Origin of the sequence: Streptomyces sp. NPDC059989 (assembly GCF_042736975.1) — a bacterium.
Classification (GTDB): Bacteria; Actinomycetota; Actinomycetes; order Streptomycetales; family Streptomycetaceae; genus Streptomyces.
This window is the reverse complement of sequence record NZ_JBHWUO010000004.1, coordinates 187030-204010: the sequence shown is the minus strand read 5'-3', so window position 1 is coordinate 204010 and position 16981 is coordinate 187030. Positions and strand designations below refer to the sequence as shown.

Annotated in this window: 23 protein-coding genes; 10 read left to right on the top strand and 13 right to left on the bottom strand. The window is 69.0% G+C overall.

Annotated elements, in window-relative coordinates:
• Nucleotides 1–57 precede the first annotated feature (57 nt).
• The 5 genes from ACFWBN_RS05750 (at nt 58) to ACFWBN_RS05730 (ending at nt 4794) form a co-directional block, all read left to right on the top strand.
• Nucleotides 58–462 carry a DUF1622 domain-containing protein gene (locus tag ACFWBN_RS05750; protein WP_385171069.1) on the top strand — a complete coding sequence of 135 codons (405 nt, stop codon included), beginning with the start codon at nt 58–60 and terminating at the stop codon, nt 460–462.
• Between the two features lie 72 nt (nt 463–534).
• The gene (locus ACFWBN_RS05745; RefSeq protein WP_385171067.1) at nt 535–840 is read left to right on the top strand and encodes a hypothetical protein; all 306 of its coding nucleotides are present in this window, start codon (nt 535–537) and stop codon (nt 838–840) included.
• Nucleotides 841–889: 49 nt separating this feature from the next.
• Nucleotides 890–1513 carry a flavodoxin family protein gene (locus tag ACFWBN_RS05740; RefSeq protein WP_385171065.1) on the top strand — a complete coding sequence of 208 codons (624 nt, stop codon included), beginning with the start codon at nt 890–892 and terminating at the stop codon, nt 1511–1513.
• Nucleotides 1514–1555: 42 nt separating this feature from the next.
• The gene (locus tag ACFWBN_RS05735; protein ID WP_385171063.1) at nt 1556–2449 is read left to right on the top strand and encodes an SDR family oxidoreductase; all 894 of its coding nucleotides are present in this window, start codon (nt 1556–1558) and stop codon (nt 2447–2449) included.
• A gap of 107 nt (nt 2450–2556) precedes the next feature.
• Nucleotides 2557–4794, top strand: coding sequence for a catalase (locus ACFWBN_RS05730; protein ID WP_385171061.1), 2238 nt, complete (start codon nt 2557–2559; stop codon nt 4792–4794).
• A 180-nt stretch (nt 4795–4974) separates the two neighbouring features.
• Here the strand turns inward: ACFWBN_RS05730 and ACFWBN_RS05725 are convergent, their stop codons facing one another.
• Nucleotides 4975–5448, bottom strand: a complete 474-nt coding sequence (locus ACFWBN_RS05725) for a hemerythrin domain-containing protein (protein ID WP_351370965.1) — start codon at nt 5446–5448, stop codon at nt 4975–4977.
• 218 nt (nt 5449–5666) lie between these two features.
• Between ACFWBN_RS05725 and ACFWBN_RS05720 the strand changes: the two genes are divergently transcribed.
• Nucleotides 5667–5903, top strand: a complete 237-nt coding sequence (locus ACFWBN_RS05720) for a DUF6479 family protein (protein WP_385171058.1) — start codon at nt 5667–5669, stop codon at nt 5901–5903.
• 197 nt (nt 5904–6100) lie between these two features.
• Here ACFWBN_RS05720 and ACFWBN_RS05715 read toward each other — a convergent pair whose 3' ends face one another.
• The 5 genes from ACFWBN_RS05715 to ACFWBN_RS05695 all read right to left on the bottom strand — a co-directional run bounded on the left by ACFWBN_RS05715 (nt 6101) and on the right by ACFWBN_RS05695 (nt 8751).
• Complete coding sequence (locus ACFWBN_RS05715; protein ID WP_385171055.1) at nt 6101–6367, bottom strand: DUF4235 domain-containing protein; 267 nt, start codon at nt 6365–6367, stop codon at nt 6101–6103.
• Nucleotides 6364–6852 (bottom strand): hypothetical protein, encoded by a 489-nt coding sequence (locus tag ACFWBN_RS05710; protein ID WP_385171052.1) that lies wholly within the window; start codon nt 6850–6852, stop codon nt 6364–6366. The genes ACFWBN_RS05715 and ACFWBN_RS05710 overlap by 4 nt, the downstream gene beginning before the upstream one ends.
• Nucleotides 6849–7262, bottom strand: coding sequence for a phage holin family protein (locus ACFWBN_RS05705; protein ID WP_385171049.1), 414 nt, complete (start codon nt 7260–7262; stop codon nt 6849–6851). The genes ACFWBN_RS05710 and ACFWBN_RS05705 overlap by 4 nt, the downstream gene beginning before the upstream one ends.
• A 311-nt stretch (nt 7263–7573) precedes the next feature.
• Nucleotides 7574–8257 carry a DUF6766 family protein gene (locus tag ACFWBN_RS05700; protein WP_385171046.1) on the bottom strand — a complete coding sequence of 228 codons (684 nt, stop codon included), beginning with the start codon at nt 8255–8257 and terminating at the stop codon, nt 7574–7576.
• Nucleotides 8258–8346: 89 nt separating this feature from the next.
• The gene (locus ACFWBN_RS05695) at nt 8347–8751 is read right to left on the bottom strand and encodes a hypothetical protein (protein ID WP_385171044.1); all 405 of its coding nucleotides are present in this window, start codon (nt 8749–8751) and stop codon (nt 8347–8349) included.
• A 409-nt stretch (nt 8752–9160) separates the two neighbouring features.
• On the opposite strand from ACFWBN_RS05695, the gene ACFWBN_RS05690 reads away from it, so the two are divergent.
• The 3 genes from ACFWBN_RS05690 to ACFWBN_RS05680 all read left to right on the top strand — a co-directional run bounded on the left by ACFWBN_RS05690 (nt 9161) and on the right by ACFWBN_RS05680 (nt 10840).
• Entirely contained in the window at nt 9161–9742 is a 582-nt protein-coding gene (locus ACFWBN_RS05690; protein ID WP_385171042.1) for a DUF2231 domain-containing protein, read from the top strand.
• A gap of 338 nt (nt 9743–10080) precedes the next feature.
• Nucleotides 10081–10266, top strand: coding sequence for a hydrophobic protein (locus ACFWBN_RS05685; RefSeq protein ID WP_385171039.1), 186 nt, complete (start codon nt 10081–10083; stop codon nt 10264–10266).
• Between the two features lie 205 nt (nt 10267–10471).
• Nucleotides 10472–10840: a PRC-barrel domain-containing protein gene (locus ACFWBN_RS05680; RefSeq protein WP_385171037.1), complete on the top strand. Its 369-nt coding sequence runs from the start codon at nt 10472–10474 to the stop codon at nt 10838–10840.
• 67 nt (nt 10841–10907) lie between these two features.
• On the opposite strand, the gene ACFWBN_RS05675 is transcribed toward ACFWBN_RS05680, so the two are convergent.
• The 5 genes from ACFWBN_RS05675 to ACFWBN_RS05655 form a co-directional block, all read right to left on the bottom strand.
• On the bottom strand, nt 10908–11582 hold the full coding sequence (locus ACFWBN_RS05675) for a peptide ligase PGM1-related protein (RefSeq protein ID WP_385171034.1): 675 nt from the start codon (nt 11580–11582) through the stop codon (nt 10908–10910).
• Between the two features lie 29 nt (nt 11583–11611).
• Nucleotides 11612–12007 (bottom strand): hypothetical protein, encoded by a 396-nt coding sequence (locus ACFWBN_RS05670; protein WP_385171250.1) that lies wholly within the window; start codon nt 12005–12007, stop codon nt 11612–11614.
• 178 nt (nt 12008–12185) lie between these two features.
• On the bottom strand, nt 12186–12404 hold the full coding sequence (locus ACFWBN_RS05665; RefSeq protein WP_385171031.1) for a hypothetical protein: 219 nt from the start codon (nt 12402–12404) through the stop codon (nt 12186–12188).
• A gap of 72 nt (nt 12405–12476) precedes the next feature.
• A complete protein-coding gene (locus ACFWBN_RS05660) occupies nt 12477–13880 on the bottom strand; it encodes an FAD-binding oxidoreductase (RefSeq protein WP_385171028.1) in 1404 nt (467 codons plus the stop codon).
• A 302-nt stretch (nt 13881–14182) separates the two neighbouring features.
• Nucleotides 14183–14560 carry a hypothetical protein gene (locus tag ACFWBN_RS05655; protein WP_385171025.1) on the bottom strand — a complete coding sequence of 126 codons (378 nt, stop codon included), beginning with the start codon at nt 14558–14560 and terminating at the stop codon, nt 14183–14185.
• 586 nt (nt 14561–15146) lie between these two features.
• Between ACFWBN_RS05655 and ACFWBN_RS05650 the strand changes: the two genes are divergently transcribed.
• Nucleotides 15147–15554, top strand: a complete 408-nt coding sequence (locus ACFWBN_RS05650; protein ID WP_385171023.1) for a hypothetical protein — start codon at nt 15147–15149, stop codon at nt 15552–15554.
• A 150-nt stretch (nt 15555–15704) separates the two neighbouring features.
• Here ACFWBN_RS05650 and ACFWBN_RS05645 read toward each other — a convergent pair whose 3' ends face one another.
• Together ACFWBN_RS05645 and ACFWBN_RS05640 are read right to left on the bottom strand one after the other, a co-directional pair.
• Nucleotides 15705–16109, bottom strand: coding sequence for an aquaporin (locus ACFWBN_RS05645; protein WP_385171020.1), 405 nt, complete (start codon nt 16107–16109; stop codon nt 15705–15707).
• Between the two features lie 91 nt (nt 16110–16200).
• On the bottom strand, nt 16201–16962 hold the full coding sequence (locus ACFWBN_RS05640) for an MBL fold metallo-hydrolase (protein ID WP_385171017.1): 762 nt from the start codon (nt 16960–16962) through the stop codon (nt 16201–16203).
• Nucleotides 16963–16981: the final 19 nt, after the last annotated feature.

Below are 16981 nucleotides of genomic sequence, written 5' to 3'. Positions count from 1 at the left end.
CCGAGCCTCGGGGCCTCGATCGCCCGTGCGACGGCTGTAGCCGGGTAGACGAGCCGAATGACGCCGTCAAAGGAACTACTGTCCGAGTCCGAGGTTCAGGAGGCGATCGGGTGGCTGGTCCATGTGATCGAGGCCGCCGGGGCACTGATCATCTTCGCAGGTGCGGCGTGGGCGTTCGCCCGGTTCGCCTCGACCGGTCTCCGCGGCCGATCGCTCATCGGTGAGTTCAACAAGATCCGGTTGAGCCTGGGGCGTTTCCTCGTTCTGGGACTGGAGTTCCAGCTCGCGGGAGATGTGCTGCGCACGGCGGTCGCGCCCACCTTTACGGAGATCGGGCAGTTGGCAACCATCGCCGCGATCCGGACCCTCCTGAACTTCTTCCTCACCCGGGACATCGCGGCGGAGCGAGCCGAGATCGAACAGGATCGCAAAGAGCCCGAGCCTCGCTTCGCGGCTCCCTGAAAGGCTCCTTGTCGCGTGATCCGAGCGTTGAGCGCAGTCGGCGGGGCAGGCGCGCGTCGGAGGTGGTCGATCTTGCCCAGACGGGTGGATGCGGCGCGAAGGATCTGGTCGGCGGCCACGGAGCGGGCCGACTATCCACGCCGCGCCATGCGCGGAGCCGGGAGCCAGGCCATGGCGGCGGGAGCCACCCTCGCCGCCACCCTGGCGGCCGTCGCCGGCCGCCACGGATGGACGTTCGCCCTCCTCACCCTGATCGCGCTCTGCATCGGCAGGATCCGACGCTTCGGGCGGCAGGGCACCCAGGTCGCCATCGTCGGCTTCTTCGCCTTCTTCTCCGGGCAAGGGCAGATCGACTGCCGACTGAGCCAAAGGGGATGAATGGGGCCGCTTGCGACATCAATGCGGGGTGTGCGGGTAGCCGGACATCATGGACCCCAACCATCACACTCCGCTCCGTGCTGTCGCGCTCGTCTGCACCCTCTCTCCCTCCCCCGCTCCGTCGAGCTCCCAGCTGCTGGCCGAGCAGACGATGGCCGCCCTCGCCGAGCACGGCGTGACGGGCAAGACGATCCGGATCGCCGACCACGATGTGAAGCCCGGCGTGGAGACGGACATGGGCGACGGGGACGCGTGGCCGGAGATCCGGGCCACGATCCTGGGCTGCGACATCCTCATCCTGTCGACGCCGATCTGGCTCGGCCACGCCTCCAGCATCGCGCAGCGGGTCCTGGAGCGCCTCGACGCCGAGATCTCAGAGACTGACGACGAAGGCCGCATGCTCACCTACGGCAAGGCCGCCGGCGTGTGCGTGGTCGGCAACGAGGACGGTGCGCACAAGGTCAGCGCCGACCTGTTCCAGGGCCTGAACGACGTCGGCTTCTCCCTCGCCCCGAACGCCGTCACCTACTGGGTCGGCGAAGCCATGCAGGGCACTGATTACCAGGACCTCGAAAAGACCCCCGCCAAGACCGCCGACACCACGGCCACTCTCGCCGCGAATACGGCCCACCTCGCCCGCCGCCTCAAGGCAGCCCCTTACCCGGCTAGTTGACTCACAGCTCGCCCTCGCGTGCCCCGGAGACCGGAGAAGCGAATGTCGTCTCAGAAAGCACCCAGCGTTTCCGACCCTGTCACCCGATACCCGCGCCCTCCGTTCCCCGAGCAGGATCAGGAACCCCCCGGCTCGACGGAGGAGATGGATCCCCGCCCGGACCACGGCGAGGACTCTTACCAGGGCCACGACGTGCTCCTGGACCGGGTGTCCGTCATCACCGGAGGCGATTCCGGGATCGGCCGGGCCGTGTGCCTGGCCTACGCCCGGGAGGGCGCGGACGTCGTCTTCACCCACCTGCCCGAGGAAGCGGACGAGGCGGCCGAGACCGCACGACTGGTCCGCGAGGCGGGCCGCAAAGCCGTGCCCGTCCAGTGCGACATCCGTGACGAGGAACAGTGCGAGGCCCTGATCAACCGCGCCATGGACGAGCTGGGACGCATCGACATCCTCGTCAACAACGCCGCCTACCAGATGTCCCAGCCCGACGGGATCGAGGCGATCACCACAGAGCAGTTCGACCGGGTGATGAAGACGAACCTGTACGGGATGTTCTGGCTCTCCCGCGCGGCCCTCGCCCACATTCCACGTGGCGGATCGATCATCAACACCGCTTCGGTGCAGGGCTACCAGCCCAGCCCCCACCTGCTCGACTATGCGATGACGAAGTCGGCGATCATCTCCTTCACCCACGGGCTGGCGCAGATGGTCGCCGAGCGCGGCATCCGCGTCAACGCCGTCGCCCCGGGGCCGGTCTGGACGCCGCTGATCCCGGCGACCATGCCCGACGTGACGGAGTTCGGCAAGCAGTCGCCCCTGGGCCGAGCGGCCCAGCCGGCAGAGATGGCTCCTGCCTACGTCTTCCTGGCCTCACCCCAAGCCGGCTACATCACCGGGGAGATCGTCAACGCCACCGGCGGCACACCCCTCCCGTAACCTGCCGCGCTCGAACGCGCAGGTACCGCGGGCCTCATCGAGGCATCGCTGCTGCCTCCACCGCAACGCCGCCGCCCATGAGGAGAACGACCATAAGGAGAACGACCATGACGAAGAAGCAGCAGCCGGCAGAGGACGCCGCCAGAAACGAACTGCCGGGCCAACCGGGCCCGGTCCCCCCGCCCCTGGCCGAACCCATGCAGCCGGGGGAACCGCTGCCCCCGAAGCCGGATCAGGACGGTCCCGAGACGGTGAGCCCCACCGGGCAGCCCACCGGAGCGGACCAGGCCCGCGTGGCGCAGAGCGGCGCATACCTCACCACCGCCCAGGGCGCGCGGCTGGCGGACACCGATCACTCGCTGAAGGCCGGAGCCCGCGGACCGGTTCTCCTCCAGGACCACCATCTCCGCGAGAAGATCACGCACTTCGACCACGAGCGGATCCCGGAGCGGGTCGTCCACGCGCGTGGCGCCGCCGCTCACGGTGTCTTCCAGGGGTACGGCACGGCCGGTGAGGTGTCGAAGGCGGCGTTCCTGGCCAAGGACGTGGAGACGCCGGTGTTCGTGCGGTTCTCCACGGTCCTCGGCTCGCGCGGCTCGGCCGACACGGTGCGCGACACCCGCGGGTTCGCCACGAAGTTCTACACCGAGGAAGGCACCTTCGACCTGGTCGGGAACAATATCCCGGTGTTCTTCATCCAGGACGCGGTCAAGTTCCCCGACGTGATTCACGCCGCGAAGCCGCATCCGGACCGGGAGATCCCACAGGCCCAGAGCGCACACGACACCTTCTGGGACTTCGTGTCCCTGCACACCGAGGCCACCCACCACACCATCTGGAACATGTCCGACCGCGGGATCCCCCGGTCCTACCGGATGATGGAAGGCTTCGGAGTCCACACCTTCCGGCTGGTAAACACGGCCGACGAGAGCGTGCTGGTGAAGTTCCACTGGAAGCCGAAACTGGGCGTGCACTCCCTGGTCTGGGAGGAAGCACAACTGATCAACGGCATGGACCCCGACTTCCACCGCCGCGACCTCTTCGACGCCATCGAATCCGGTGCGTTCCCGCAGTGGGAGCTCGGCATCCAGGTCTTCCCCGACACCGACGACCAGACCTTCGAGGGCATCGACCTCCTCGACCCGACGAAGATCGTTCCCGAGGAGCTCGCACCGGTCCAGCCCATCGGACTGATGACCCTCAACGCCAACACCAAGAACTACTTCGCCGAGACCGAGCAAGTCGCGTTCCACCCCGGACACTTGGTCCCAGGAATCGACGTCACCGACGACCCGCTCCTCGCCGGCCGGCTCTTCTCCTACCTCGACACCCAGATCAGCAGGCTCGGCGGCCCCAACTTCGGCCAGATTCCGATCAATCGGCCGCACGCGCCCGTCAACGACATGCTCCGCGACGGCATGCACCAGACCGCCGTCCACACGGGCGTCGCCCCCTACCACCCCAACAGCCTCGACGGCGGCTGCCCCTTCCTCGCCGGCGCCGACATGAGTGCCTTCATCGAAACGCCGGTCAAGGTTCCGGCGGCGAGCAAGGTCCGTGAAGCGCCCGCCTCGTTCTCGGACCACTTCTCCCAGCCACGCCTCTTCTGGCTCAGCATGACGCCGCCCGAGCGCGAGCACATCATCGCCGCCTACACCTTCGAACTGAACAAGTGCTACGAGCAGGCCATCAAGGAACGCACCCTCCAGGTCCTGGCGAACATCGACACGGAGCTGTGCGAACAGGTCGCCACGGGCCTCGGCCTACCGGCCCCCGCGGCCACCGAGCCGCTCGCCGAGCCCGACCCCAGCCCGGCTCTCTCCCAGATGGGCGGTACCTGGCCGACCGACGGCCGCGTCATCGGCATCATCGCCGACGCGGAGGCCGACCTCGACGGCGTGCGCACCGCACGGCAAGCCCTCCTCGACACCGGCATGGTCCCGCTCATCGTCGCCCCGACCGGCGGCACTCTCGACCCCGACGGCGACCCGATCGCCATCCAGCGGACCTACGCCACCGCCCGCTCCGTCGAATTCGATGCTCTCCTCCTGGCAGGTGAACCCCAGGCGGGAGCGGATGCCTATGGCGCCCGTGACGCCAAGGCCGGAACCGCTCAGCCCCCGCAAGCCGCTGACCCGCGCGTCCTGCTGCTCCTCACCGAGGCGTACCGCCACGGCAAGGCCATCGGCGGCTGGAACGGCGCGGAGCGGCTCCTCGGATCCGCCGGCATCACTGCGGACGAGCCTGGCATCGCCACCGGCAAAACCAGCACGGCGATCGTGGAGGAGCTGACGCAGGCGCTCGGCGAGCACCGCGCATGGGAGCGCTTCCCCGCCAACCTCTGACGAAATGACGGCGTCTGCCTGGGCCTCGCCGGTTCGCAGTCGTCCTGCCCGCCCACACGAACGAGCCGGATGGCCGGCCGGCCGCGCCATAGCCACCGCTGGGCCTGACCGGTCCAGTTCACGGCACGCGAGCGCCGAGCGCGAGCAGCGGAAGCAGGTCGAGGTGAGCGGGGCCCGCAGTCAGTGCTTGGCACTCGGGACGGCAAGGGGCTCGCCCGGAGCCTTCTTCTTCGCCGCCTCCATCTGCTCGCCGAGTTCGGTCAGGCGGTTGCGGCCCATGGCCTTGCGGACGTCGGGGAACCACTCCTTCTCCTCTTCCTCGACGTGGTGGCGGACGTTCTCCATCAGCACGCTCATCTTGGCGTCGAACCGCTCGTCAGCCGCGTCCAGGTCTTTGAGCTCGGAAAGCATCCACAGCACGACGTGGTGCTCCTCGATGCTCTCCAGGACGTGGTCCTTGGTGTCGGGCGCCGCCTCCCGGGCAGCCGGATAAAAGATCTTCTCCTCGATCCAGGTGTGCGTGGTCAGCTCGTCGATCACCTTGTCGGCGATCTTCCGCTTCTCCGCGTGCGCGTCGTCGCCCGCCTTCTCGAACTGCTTGAACAGCTTCTCGACCGTCTTGTGGTCTTCCTTGAGCAGCACGATCCCGTCCACCGACGCCTCCAGACTTCGCAGTACCGGGCGGCGCGGCCGGCCACCCCACGCCCGTGTACCCGGCCCACGCCCACGATGCTCATCCGAAACAAGGGATTGGCCAGGATGGGCGACACGCATACGCCGTCCGCTGGGGGGACCGAGCCGCGTATACACACCGTCCGACATAAACCCGTTCGACGTCTGGTATGTCCGTGGATCGCGGGTAGGTGCCGCGCATGACTGCTATCGAAACACTCGCGGCCGAAGGCCAGGCCTCGCTCTTCCTCATGCTTGCCGGAGTGGTCCTGGTCGTCCTGTTGATCGGTGCATTCTGGTACGGGAGCCGACGCAGGCGCCGGGAGGCCGCCCCGCCGCCCGAGCAGAACCCGGTCGCACAGCGCCGCGAGGACTCCTGGCAGACCCCGGATGAGCACGCGCGCGATCAAAAGGACCAGGAGTATCCCCGCCCGTGACCCTGACGGGCCGGCCCGTCCGGGTCCGACGACTCGGACGGACCGAAGGAAGTAGGCCCCCAGAACCTCGTTCAATCGCGATGAGCGTCATCGGGCTGCATGGCGAGGCAGCCCGCCATGAGACGCAAGTTCCGGTGGCCCTGAGCACTCGCCAGGTCAGCCCGACCAGGCTAGAGCGGGCCGGCACCGCCGGTGGGTCAGCCCGGCCAGGTGCCGGTCAGACGGCGTATGGCCATGGCGCCGGATCGGTCGACCGAGGCCTTGACCACTGCGAAGATCGCTCCCTGGATCGCCGCGGCGAGCAGGATCTGCTTCCAGGTGCGGTTTTCGTCGGTGGCATCCGGGGCGTCGCCCTCACCTTCGATGATCCTCCACGCCTGCTTGAACACGGCGCCCGCGACCATGCCGCTCGCCGCCCCCAGGACCAGCCCGACGGGCTTGTAGGCGACCTTGGATGCCTTCATCGGCGACGTCCGCGGCTGCGACGGGCAAGCACGAGCGCGGTGACCACAGCGCCGGCGATCAGGAGCGGAGTGCGGATACCGCGTGCGACCGTCGCGGCTCGACCGGCCTTCTCCAGCAGCGGGTCGGGGGTCTTGTCCGCCGCGTACCGTCCGGCGCGGGTCGCGCTGTCCCACACCTGCGCGGCCGCCTGGGCCGTCTTGTCCAGGACGGGGTCGGGGGTCTTGCCCCTCACCAACTGGGCAGCCTGTCCCGCCTTCTCGCGGATCTGGTCGGCGATCAGGGAGGCCTTCTCGGCGGTCGGCTGCTTCATGGCTGCGGTCTTCTCCTTGGTTCGGGCCGTGTTTCTGTCGGCCTTGGCGGCGGCCAGAGCCTCGACCGTCTGTCCGAGTTCGTCGCGAGTGCGCTCGGTTCTCTCGCGCGACTCGGCGGGGGTGGGCGTCTCGGAAGAAGGAGCGCCGGGGGCGGGTCGGGATGGGTCGTTCATCGGTGTGCCTTCTCCTTGCCCTCGGCCAGGTCGGCCTTGTCGCTGTCCAGGATCTGCTCGGGATCCAGGAGGCCGACTTGTGCGATGTGGCGCTTCCCGGCAAGCGCCTTCACCGCGGCTGCTGCCACCAGCACAGCGGTGATGGCGGGTCCTGCCGCCCACACCGGCAGGACCAAGGCGAGGGCAGCAATGCACGTGGCCAGCAAGGCCTGGGCGCCCAAGAGCCCGCGGACGCCCGCCGCAGCGAAGAAACCGCCGCCCGTCCTGTAGCGCTTCCCCTCCTCCGTCATCTCCGCGCGGGCCGGCTCCATCTCCTCGCGGACCAGCTCCGCGATCTGCTGAGAAGCACGCGAGACCAAGGCGCCGGCCGAGTCCACTGCCACCTGACTCTGCCGCTCTATCGTGCTCATGCCCGAGAGTCCTGGTGGGGCTTGTGCCGGATTGCGTAGCGAGCGGCCATCGCGGATCCCTTCGTCGAGATGTGCGTGCCGTGGTCGTGGCGCGCTTACCCCGTCATCGCCTCAACACCCGCCCCACTGACAGGAGGTTTGCGGTGGCCGGCGCAGCCGCCGGTCAGACCACCCGAACCTCCCGCCGTGCAGGACCGCTTTGGGCTCCTGCGAGTCAGCTCGTGCCCATCGCCCCGCCCTTGCTCCGGATCCGAGAACAAGCCGAAGCAGACCCGCTCGCTCTGTGGATCGACTCCCGGACGGCCGACCGATCAGCCTTCGACCCCGGTGGCAGCGTGGGCGGCGCCCACCGGCTTCGACTCTGGTGACCCGCGCTGACGGAGGTAGACGGAGAGGATGACCATGGCCGTCACGGCCAGGAGTTCGGACTGCCAGTTCTGCAGCGTGCGGTTCCAGAACTCGGCGGACGTCACGTACGTTGTCCACCCGACGGGTTCCTGCAGCTGCCGCAGCTGTTCCTCGTTGAACGCGACGGCCCCGGTGACCGATTGGGCCAGCCAGGACAGCAGAAAGATCAGGCTCATCACCAGGCCGAGCGAGCGCGAATAGAGGCCACGCCGCCAGCCGCCGGTCGCCGCCCATCGAGGGGAGTCGGCGCGCGCGTGGGCGCCGACCCTCTGCTCCTCGTCCGTTTCCGTTCCCGCCTTGTCCAGCGGCTTGGACTCCGGTGATCCGCGCTGTACCAGCCAGACGGTGCCGATGATGTAGAGGGAGAACTGCAGGAACTCCGACTGCCAGTTCTCGGTGACGTCCACCATGAAGTCCGAGGTGAACAGGTAGTCGGGAAACGAGAGCGGGTGCAGGCTCTGCGCCTCCAGAATGCTGTTGAGCTCCGCGTGGCCGGCGATCGCCTGGCCGAGCAGGCAGAGCAGAAAGCCGATGCCGAACGCCAGCGTCAGCCCGTTGTCGCGAAGGAACCGACCGGTCGCACTCATCGATGCATCAGTCCCACCGTGAAGGCGTAGGCGAGCCCGCCGAAGACCCCGACCAGGAACATCACGAACAGCACGCGTACCTGGGTCACTCAGTCCCCCTTCAGCTCGCAGTGGTACGGGCGTCCTCCTGGCTGTGGCGTGCAGCCGGCGGCCGTGACGCGCCACCCGTCGGGGAAGGAGGCCAGGAAGACGCTGTCCTGCGCGAAGGCCACTCTGGCCTGGGAACCGTAGACGTCCACCCGCTCCGCCGGGCCGGTCGCGGCCGGCAGCCCCAACGCGGCCAGGGCCGGAGCACACGGCGCCTCGGCCTCCAGCTCCTCCCGCGTCGCGGGGGCGAGCGCGTCACATGTCCCGACGCCGTCGGAGGACCTCAGCGCCCGCTCGAAAGCCCGGGCCGCAGCCTCTGCCGCCTCGGCCCGTTCCCCGACCGTCGCGCACCCCGACACCGCCAGGCACAAGGTGCCTGCCAACAGCCAGCCAGTGCTCAGACGCATGAGCCCGAGCATGGCGCCGCCGAGACCGCCGGTCCCCCGCATCCCGTCGCGACACGCGGTGCTTGAGCCGTTCGGTCAGCGGCAGCTACCCGCACGGCGTGCCAGTCGGGGTCGCCTGCCCGAGCGGGCGCCGGCGAAACAGAGGGGCGGCAGTCGGCCGCAGTCGGCGTACGGAGCAGCACGTTCAGCCCATGGTGTGTGAGAAGCGCACCCGCCTCGTCCTGGCTGGTCGGACGTCAACAGACGTCCGTCCCAGACCGCATCGAGCGCCTTGCTGCACGCGGTACGCGTGTCCGGGCAATGAGGCGGCCATCCCTGCTGCACGAGGCTCCTCCATTGGTGGGCCGGTCGTTCGGGTGCAGTCGAGGCCAGGGCGGGACGACCGCGTGGCGATGGGTAGGCGTCGTGTATGAACTCACGCACCCTCGACACCTCGCCCACGGCTGGGCAGACCGCGGCCCTCAACACTGCCTCGGCATGCTGGCTGAAGACCCTGGACCGGCTCGAGCGGACAACGGTGGCCGATCCGGCCATCAGGGTGCTGCAGCGGGGAATCCGTTCGCTCCCCCTGGGCGGCGCGCGCGATCTGCTGCGCGGCAGGCCGCTGGGCCACCCCGTGCACCCCGTGCTCGTGCAGGTGCCTGTTGGATGCTGGCTGTCGGCCTCGGTACTCGACTTCGTGCCCGGGGCGCAACACGCGTCTACCACCCTCACCGCCGTCGGACTCGCCGGCGTCGCCCCGGCAGCGGTGGCAGGTTGGGTGGACTGGGCGGACCTGCCGCTCGAGCAGGCCCGGGTCGGCCTGGCCCACGCGGTCGCCAACGTCGCTGCGGTGGCCTGCTACTCCGCGTCCCTGACGGCGCGGCTCCGCGGCCGCTCGGCGAAGGGCCGACTGTGGGCCGTGGGCGGGATGGCTGCTGTAGCCGTCAGCGGTGCGCTGGGCGGGCACGTGGCCTACCGACAGGCTGTCGGAGCGCACGCCGCTGCATGAGGAAGCCCCGGTCGGTCAGCTGGGTTCCGGTGGGCCTCTCCCGCGCCCTCGCCGAGCAAGGCCTTCCTTCAGGAGGAGGGGGGCATTGCGGTGTGGTCAGGATGGTGGGGCGTGCGGCGAATCGTTTGAGGCGGGCCTCCAGATGCCCTGGGCTGACGTGCGCTTCGCTGAGTGGCCGATTGGGCCAAGCAGCGTATGGCGGCGGCCTCCCCAGATTTATCGGCCCAGACAGGGCTCCGTCGAATCGCTATCGCGAAATTCAGGCAAGGTCTCCTGCCCGGCTTCAAGGATAAGAAACAGATAAGAATCGAATGCATGTCCCGGCTGCAGTCGGGCAGATGATGCTTCGGAGGTTGATAACTATGGTTCCCCTGCTTCTCGTTCTTCTGCTGGTCTTGATCCTTTTCGGCGCGGGTTTCGCGCTGAAGATTCTCTGGTGGGTCGCGATCGCAGTCCTGATCCTGTGGCTGATCGGTTTCGTCGCCCGACCCAAGAGCGGTAGCGGCCGCTGGTATCGCTGGTAGCCGTACGATAACAGGGCAGTTCTGACACTGATCGACGGCCGCCCCGGCGCCTCATTTCGATCCAGCTGCGTGAAGTCGTAAGGGCGGGGCAGATGAAGTCCAGGCGGTACGCAGCACAAACCGCCGGGCACGCCGTACGGAACAAGGAGGATCGACGGAGAGGCATTTCGCCGCCGTCCTCCATTGACCGAGGAGTTGTTTTCGTGTGACTGAGCATGTGTGGAGTTACAAGTCGACGTCGGGCCACCTGGCCGGTACCGATCTGACCGGCTACAAGGTCGAGGCGACCGACGGGAGCATCGGCAAGGTCGACAAGCACTCCGACGAGGTCGGTGACGCCTACCTGGTGGTCGACACCGGTGTCTGGATCTTCGGCAAGGAGGTCCTGCTGCCGGCGAGCACCGTCGTCAGGATCGACCCGGAGGACAAGAAGGTCTTCGTCGACCGCACCAAGGAACAGATCAAGAACGCACCCGAGTTCCACCGGGACAAGCACCTCGGCGACGCCGGGTACCGGGAGGAGCTGGGCACGTACTACGGCACCGGCGCCCCCTTCGGCGGCCGCCCCGCCTGATCCGGTTCCCGCCTGATGACGCCGGTCCCGGCACCCTTCCTGGGTGCCGGGACCGGCGTCGTGCGGGTCAGCCACCCTCGAATCCGAGGGCTGCGGCCAACGCGGTTTCCTGCTCCTCAACGTCCCCAGCACTCCTGGCAATCACCGCGTACCGCCAGGAACGGCCGTCGGGCGGCGCGTCCGCGTAGAGAATCACACCCTCGCCGCGATCCGGGTCGAACGCGAGGCGGGAAGCGCGCAGCCGGGCAAGCACCTCGTCGAAGTCCATGGGAGTCCGCGTCCAGCCCGTCGACACCGACCACGCCGGGTGCGCGTTGGCCGATCCCGCGGTCAGCCGGGTGACCAAGGCGTGCGGTGTGGTGGTGGCCGTACGGCGGATGTTGCTCTCACTCGCGTACACGACACCGTCCGTGTCCACCAGCGCGTCGAGCCCGAAGGGGCCGGCGTAGCCGTGGTCGGCCAGGTGGCGGCCCAGGGCCGTCCCCCACTCCTCCAACTCGCCGGCCACGTGCGCGCAGGACGGCGGCAACGGAGAGCCGCATCCCGTGAAGGAACCCTGAACCGTGCGCATCGCTCCGCTGAAGAGCGCGCGTGTCCCGGAGGGGGTCACCTCCATCTGGATACTGACCGACTCGGCCACGTCGAGGCACTCCTCCACCACCCACAGGCCCTTGGGCCCACCGACCGCAGCGAGCGGCAGGCTCGCCTCGCCCCTCAGGTCGTCGCGGGACGCGAAGCGCATCCCGTGCCCTCCCGCCGAACGGTCGGGCTTCACCACGCCCCGTCGGCAGCCGCATGCCCAGTTTCCCGGCCGTCTCGCGGAAGGCGGTCTTCGTGTTGAGCAGCATGGTCATCTTCAGGGCGGCCTCGGCGGCCTCGACCGTGAGGGTACGGGTGGACCTCGATGCCGATGTCCCGGGCGAACGCGATCGCCAACGCGTCCAGCGCCGTCGGCAGCAGCGTCGCACCCCGGTCCCCGGCAAGAGCCCGGACCTGCTCGACGAGGCCGGCCTCGCGCACCGCCCGCGCCAGCGGGACGGCTCCGGCGGGGGGCACCTCGATGACCGCCACCGATTCCGGGGGCACCCCGGTCAGGCCGTACGCGTACCGCAGGAACTCCCGGCTCAGCGGCACGGGAGTGACGAACACGTCCCCCGGCCGAAGCAGCCAGACCTATCGCGGCGCCTGCTGGGCCCACGTCTCAGGATCTGCCCCTCGCCGAGATCCACCGCCAAGTCCGAGAGGAAGTCAGCGAACACGACGATCGGGCCCGTCTCCGTCACCGCTCTGCTCCTCCGGTCGTCGTCGCCGCACGGCCGTCCACGGTCAGCCTGGGATCACCCGCTCAGCCCTTCCGGACACGGCCCGGCAGAACGGGGAGCCGCGGCCCCCCACGCGTCTGAGCAGACCTTCCCGGCGCTTCCCGCCCCACCCCAACTGCATCCTTCAGGCTGAGCAGCGCTCCGATGACGAAGACGGCCGTGGCCCGGTAGATCAGGCCGAGGTGTCCCAGCGTGTGGAGGTGGTACGGGGCGTCCAGCTCCAGGGTGTTCACCGCGACCATGCCCTTCGCCTCCTCCTGGAGTATCGAGGCCCCCGACGGCAAACCGTCGGGGGCCTCGCATCTGCCGGCGCGTCAGGCGAGTGACGGCACGATGTTGGCGTTGCGGTGGAAGACATTCTCCGGGTCGTACTTCGCCTTGGTCTGCGCCAGCCGCCGGTACTTTTCCGGTCCGTAGGCCGCCCGGACGCGGTCCTCCTCGATCTCGGCCATGAAGTTGACGTAGCCACCAGGGCCGACCGCGTGCGGCAGCAGCTCGGTCCACAGCCCCCTGACCCAGGCGGTGTCCGCCACGAGCTCCTCCGGGTCGAAGGTGAGGGCGGTGAGGGCCAACATGTAACCGGGTTCGCGCGTGCCCCCGTAGGCCGTGGCATACTCGTCGACCTCGCTGAAGGCACCGTCCAGTCGGAAGGTCGGGCAGAAAGTCAGCGGCGAGGTCTTGCGCCGCAGGTAGTCGTTCAGCAGCGCGATCACGTCATCGGTGAGCTCCGCGAGCGGCAGCCCCTTCTCGTAGTCGAAAATCCCGTACGGCGAGGAGTCGTCGAGCATGCTCTGCAGGTGGGTGTAGGGCAGCGGGGTCCGCATCTCGAAGAGCCTCGGCGGCCCGCCGTCCAGCAGGGCGGCCGCGGCGGCATGCTCCTCTGCGCTGCCGAAGCCTCCGATGATCAGTGCGTGGCCGAGCTTGCCGTGGTGCTCGACCGGTACGAAGGGCTCCGGCGGGGCGTTCAGCCCGATGCCGACCAGCACACTGTGCCTCGGCGGCAGCGCCGGAACCACCTCGCGGATCAGTTCCAACGCCTCGCGGCCCACCGACATGTCCCAGAAGAAGACACCGACGTGCACCTCGGGCCCCACCGGGTGCAGCCCGAAGTCGAAGGCCGTGACCACCCCGAAGTTGCCGCCGCCTCCGCGCAGCGCCCAGAACAGATCAGGGTTCTCGTCCGCCGACGTGTGCACCAGGGTGCCATTGGCCAGCACCACCTCGGCGCCCAGCAGGTTGTCGACGGTCAGTCCGTGGTGGCGGGTGAGCCAGCCCATGCCACCGCCCAGGGTCAGGCCGCCGACACCCGTATGGCTGATGGTGCCGGTCGGCACAGCGAGGCCGTGGGCCTGGGTGGCGGCGTCGAGCCGAGCGAGGGTGGCTCCGCCGCCGCAGCGGGCGGTGCGGGCTTCGGGGTCGACCGTGACGGCGTGCATCGCGGTCAGGTCGACGACCAGGCCGTCGGGACAGACGGCGGCTCCGGCCGGGTTGTGACCACCGCCGCGCACCGAGACCTCCAGGTGCTCGTCACGGGCGAAGGCCAGCGCGGCGGCGACGTCCTCGGGTCCCACGCAGCGGACGAGCAGGGCGGGACGGTGGTCGATGGCCCCGTTCGCGACGGAGCGGGCGGCGTCGTACTCCGGATGCTTCGTCCCGAGGACGTCTCCCCTGATGCGGTCACTGAGCGCGCTGACGGCCTGATCGGCAAGTTGCGCCATGGGGGCCTCCGTGAAACCGACGAGGCTTACCCTTGCCACGCTAGTCCCCGGCGCACAAGACGACAATTCGAGGCTGTCGTCTGTTCAATCTTGAACGGTGGCGGTCGAACACCGGTTCCCGATGAGGTGATCTGCCGTGGTGAAGGCACGAAGACGGGGCCTGAACAGCTCGTGGGTGTCAAGTCCATAGAGCACCAGGACGCTTGATCAAACCAACGAGGGCACCAGGACAGGCAAACGGGGCTCCTTCCGGCTATCCGCGACCTACCTTGCGGCTAGTGTCTGAGCCAGGACACCGCGACCTAGGCGACAGGAGCCGACTTCGGCCTCAGGCCCGAAGGGTGGTCGGCGAATGCTTTCTCCGCGTCGACCTCGTAGCACATGTTGACGCTCGAGTCACCGAGAGTCGTATCAGCGAAGCCCTGGACGTCTGCTACGGATTTCGTCTCCCAGAGGCATGTCACAACAGATCCGTCGACGTGCGGGTAGAACTGCAGCACCCGGGTACCGTCGGGCGCTCCGGTGCCGTCGATAAGGGCCTGGCCACGGGGAAACGCCGTCTCCGGGTTCAAGATCTTGTGATGGACCACGACGTACATGAGGTCCTCCTCCTTCGGTGTCGTGCCATTCGACGGTTCGACGCAGGCGTTCGGAGGCAGCGCCGCGTCGTACCTGGTCACCCATTCCATTCTGGGCTGGATGGTCACGCCTGGCCAATCTGCGTGAGGGGCAGACCACCAGGCCCGCCAGCAGGGGACCGCGAAGCCGTTAGCGCAGGGCCCGGGCCTCTGATGCCGTGGCCGAACGAACCTGCGCTGCACCGCGCCGGCCATCAGATCGAGGTGCTTCGCCTCGGTCGACGCCGAGGCACGGGACTTCCGACTCCCCCTGGTCTTGGACCAGCCCACGGGCCCGCAACCACACGTCGATCCTGTGTGGCCGGCGTCCGGGCAGCCCGCCCCCTGACCCGTCCAGTCCCGATCGCCCCCAATCACTCCCACTGCAGCCGAGACATGACCCGAGTGGGCGCCGCCACACCAAGATCTGGACCATTTCCGGACCAGCCCCCGCCAGAGAGCCGCGCCAACTGCCGCTTTCCTGGTCAGCCTGGGTGCCGATCCTGCACCGCCAGCAGACGAAGAATCTGCTGGACGTCGCGCGGAGCTGATTCAACGCGCTGCTCTTGGCGCCCGAACAAGGGAAACACTCCGGTCCGGGCCGGTGTGACGCCGTGGTGGTCGCACATGTGGTCGCAGGAGACTGGGGGTGGTCGGCCCTTCCTCCATCCCCGGCGCCGGCACGCTGCAGCCGGATCTGACGGGCGGCGAGATCCCGCTCGAGGGAGGTCTGCGCTTCTCCGATGCCGGACACCGGCTCGACGTGACCCATGTGCACCTCCACCCGGGTGCTCGCTACGCCGGCGCCGACGTCGCCAAGGACGGCGCCCTCGCCTCGAACATCGACCTCTACCGCTTCGAACTCTCCCTCAAGACCGGCTCGGTCGGGCTCCGCACGGTGGACACCACCCCCATCCCGGTGAACATCGCCGCCCCCGCCGCGGAAGCCTTCACCAACGCGTTCGGTGCCTGCCCGGCGGCAGCCGGCGCTCCCCTCTTCACCTTCGAAGGCCACGGCGAGATCACCAACCCCATCGGCAGCTTCCCCACGCCCTAGCCATCCGATCCCGATCGGGAGTTCCGGGCCCGCCCCGTAAGCGCGGGCTACGGACAGCACACCGCAGCTGCCGTGCATGCGCCGCAGCCGGACACGCCGCCGGCCACACCCCGGGCATGTGCGGCTCGATCCCTGCGGGGCTCGCTGAGATCAGCGGGGTCCGAGCCGGCCGCTGAGGCAGTACGTCTGCGGGGGTGCGCATTTGGGGATCAGGTAGTGGTGGGCGAGCGCGCCCACCGCCGCGCCGAGCAGCGGCGCGATGAGGTAGGCCCACAGGGCGATGGTGAACGCCGTGCCGGCCAGCGCGCCGCACAGTTGCGCCACCGCGTACGGGACGACGGCGCGGCCGGGGAAGGCACGCATCAACCACAGGGCAAGGCTGACCGCCGGGTTCAGGTGGGCGCCGGATCTGCGGCCCGGCGGGCTCAGGATGAGCCAGAGGAGGACCAGCGCGACCAGCGTCCCGATGACGGCCAGCGCCAGATGCAGGCTGCCGATGTGGGCCGGGGAGGCCGGGTCAAGGAGCCAGCGCACCGCCGTCACCACGACGAACATCAACGCCGCCGTCAGCGCGAACTCGAGTCCGGCGTACCCGTAGGGCCTGGCGCCGGGTTGCGGATCTGCTCCTCGGCGGCCATCGGCGCGTTCAGCCCCAGGTCATCTCGCCGGTGGCGACCTTGCTGCCCAGCTCCAGCGCGACACCGAGCCCCAGGTCCGGGTAGCGGCGGAGCATCGCGGCCTGCAAGGCCTCCGCGTCGGCGGCGCCCGCCAGTTCCTTCTCGAACACAGCCAGGTAGGCGCGGGTGGAGGAGACCACGGAGGCGTCCGTGGGCGCGCCCTCGGCAGCGTGGCCGGCAATCACCAGGCGCGGATGGAGTTCTTCGATCTCGTCCAGGACCTGGTCCCACACCGCCCGATCGGCCGTAGTCGGCGTGTCGGCGGTCCACGCGTGCAGCCCCGACCACAGCATGGCCCCGCCCAGCACGGCCCGGTCCTCGGCCTGCCACACGTACTCGGTGCGCCACGCCAGGTCCGGGTGGCCGCCGCGGACCTCGAAGACCTGTCCCTCCAGCTCGAACCGGTCAGAGCCCAGCAGCTCCGGGATGACCACCTCGGACGCCAGATCCGGCCCGAGATGAGCCCACGTCTTCAGCTTCGACTCCCAGGTCGCCTCGATCTTCTCCAGCGTCGCGCGCGTGCACACCACCTTGACGTCCGGGAATGCCTCCCGGATCACTTGCAGACCGAAGTAGTAGTCCGGGTCCGCGGCACTGACGAACACCGTCGTCAGCCGCTTCCCTGAAGCGATGACATCGGCCAGGACCCGGTGCTGCTCGGGCAGCGTGAACTGCCCGTCGATCAGAAGAGCCTCCCGCTCCCCTGCCACCAGGACCGACGTCTTGTGCATCCCCGCCTCTCCAGCGGCA